Below are 727 nucleotides of genomic sequence, written 5' to 3' on the forward strand. Positions count from 1 at the left end.
AAGTTGGGAAATCGCCCTCAATGACTACTAATCGAAAACGCCTGCTGGGGCGCTGTGGTGATCTTGTTGCTGGTCGGTGCCGGGCTGGCCCTGCGCAGTCCTGCGTCCGATCCCGCCAGCACCGCCGAGCAATGGCTGGCCGTGAAACCCGACCCGCTGGTGCACCAGATCGGCCTGGTGGGCAAGATCGAGCCTGACACCACCCTCACCCTCACCGCGCCGTTCGACGGTAACGTGCAGGCCAACCTGGTGGAGCAAGGCCAACGGGTCGAGGCGGGTCAAGTGCTGCTGCGCATGGACCCGGCCACCCTCGAAGTGCAATTACGCGACGCGCTCTCCGCCCAGCTCAAGGCCCGGCGCACCGTGCAAGAGATGCAGGACTGGGACAGCAGCCCCGCCGTCAGCCGCGCCCGCCGCAGCCTGCGCACCACCGAGATGACCGCCGGCAACACCCAGCGCAAACTCACCGAAAGCGACAACCTGTTCAAGCGCGGCATCATCCCGCGCAACGAACTGGACGACCTCAAGCAACAGGCCCAACAGCAACAACTGGACCTCGCCTCCGCCCGCAGCGAATTGCAACAGGCCCTCGACCAAGGCAAGGGCGAATACCGCCAGATCGCCGACATGGAACTGACCAACGCCACGGTGAAATACGAGGCCCTGCGCACCTTGCTCGACGGCCGGGAGGTCAAGGCGCCGTTCTCCGGCATCGTGGTGCCCGCGC

The 727-nt window shown here is 65.7% G+C and carries 1 pseudogene; it reads left to right on the forward strand.

The annotated features are described in order from the left end of the window. Positions 1-20: 20 nt before the first annotated feature. Positions 21-727, forward strand: a pseudogene (locus IQK56_RS30810) (HlyD family secretion protein); the annotation flags it as partial.

This window comes from Pseudomonas cyclaminis (assembly GCF_015163715.1).
GTDB lineage: Bacteria > Pseudomonadota > Gammaproteobacteria > Pseudomonadales > Pseudomonadaceae > Aquipseudomonas > Aquipseudomonas cyclaminis.